This is a genomic window from Trebonia sp., from assembly GCF_049794275.1.
GTDB lineage: Bacteria > Actinomycetota > Actinomycetes > Streptosporangiales > Streptosporangiaceae > Trebonia.
Map to the genome: position 1 here is coordinate 1 of NZ_JBARCR010000508.1, position 1,549 is coordinate 1,549.

The following is a 1,549-nucleotide window of genomic DNA, read 5'->3' on the forward strand; positions in this document are numbered from 1 at the left end:
GCTGCAGCGCGCGCTGCGCGAACGCCCGCGCCGCGCCAGGCGTGAGCCGCACCCGCAGCACGCCGGGGCCGTCGGGCGGCACGTCCTCCGCAAGCGGCTCGACCGGCTCCTCGCTTTCCTCCTGCGCCTCGATCACGACCCGGTCGCCGTCGCTGTCCCAGGCGAGCGCGATCGCGCCGACCCGGAACTCCTCGGTGAGCGGCAGGTCGAGCGGGGCGTCGTCACGGAGCGCGGCCGGCGCCGCGGCCGGGATGACGGGGTCTCCGCCGGTGCGGCGCAGCACCTCGTCGAGCAGCTCGTCGATGCGTTCGGCCAGCAGGCTTACCTGGAACTTCTCCAGGACAACGCTGGTCACGCGGCCACTGGAAGTCGCCTGCAGGTAGAACGTGCGGTCTCCCGGCTGCCCTACCGAGCCGGCCACGAACCTGTCCGGCGGGTCATAGTAATAGACCGGCATAGTCCTATCCTCCCGCGCCGCCAGGCCCGCCGCCAACGAGGGCGGCGCCTTGGCTGCCGTCCGGACCGCTGCCCGCGCCGCCGCCGATCACGGCATCGCTCTCGTGGCCCGCACCATCGGGGGCGACGGGGCGCGGCAGCAGGTCATCCACGGCGCCTCCCACGTCGTTCAGCCGGATCAGGAAGGGGCGCAGCGGCGTGTAGCGGATCACGGTCAGGGAGCAGGGATCGGCCACGATCCGCTGGCACTGGTCCAGGTGCAAACCCAGGCTATCCGCCACGATCGCCTTGATGACGTCGCCGTGCGAGCAGACCAGGTAGGTCGCGTCCTTGCCCAGCCTGGCGTTCCAGTCCCGCACCGCCGAGACCGCGCGGTGCTGCATGTCGAGCATCGACTCGCCGGCGCTGCCAGGGAACCTGACCGCGCTCGGGTGCGCCTGCACCACCGGCCAGAGCGGGTCCTTTTCGAGTTCCTTCAGCGGCTTTCCCGTCCAGTCGCCGTACCGGCACTCCCCCACCCGCTCGTCGGCGGCCGGGGCCGGGCCGCCGTCACGCGCGCCGGCGATGGCCTCCGCGGTCTCCTGGCAGCGCTCGAGCGGGCTGGTGACGATCGCCGCGAGCGGAACCGGCGCCAGCCGGGCGGCGAGCGCCTTGGCCTGCTCCCTGCCCCGTTCGTCGAGGCCGACGCCTTGTGTCCAGCCTGTCAGCACGTGCCCCGTGCTGGCCGTCAGGCCATGGCGGACAAGCAGAACTGTTGTCACGCTTCCTGACTTTACCGGGCTATTCGCGGTCCCCAGCGCGCAGCGAATACTGTGCGTTCCCGAAGCTCACTACGTCCCCGGCCGTGACCGGCACCCGGCCGCGCGCCCGCCAGCCGTTCACCCGGGTGCCGTTGGTCGAGGACAGGTCGGTGAGCAGCCACCCGTCCGCCGTGCGCTCGAGCGTGGCGTGCACGCGGGACACCGTCATGTCGGCGATCGCCAGGTCGCACTCGGCAGATCTGCCGATGGTGAACGAGTCGCCGGCGCCGCGGGGAAACGCGAGCGCTACTGGTGGCAGGATGCGCGACGGCGCCGGGCGTGCGGGGCGCGAC

Annotated in this window: 3 protein-coding genes; all 3 read right to left on the reverse strand. The window is 72.6% G+C overall.

The genetic code is table 11. The features are described 5' to 3' along the window. The coding region (locus WA805_RS13780; protein WP_425242528.1) for a DUF3090 domain-containing protein at positions 1–457 on the reverse strand (457 nt) is incomplete at its 3' end. A gap of 4 nt (positions 458–461) precedes the next feature. After that, on the reverse strand, positions 462–1,217 hold the full coding sequence (locus WA805_RS13785) for a histidine phosphatase family protein (protein WP_425242529.1): 756 nt from the start codon (positions 1,215–1,217) through the stop codon (positions 462–464). Between the two features lie 19 nt (positions 1,218–1,236). After that, the coding region (locus tag WA805_RS13790) for an FHA domain-containing protein (RefSeq protein WP_425242530.1) at positions 1,237–1,549 on the reverse strand (313 nt) is incomplete at its 5' end.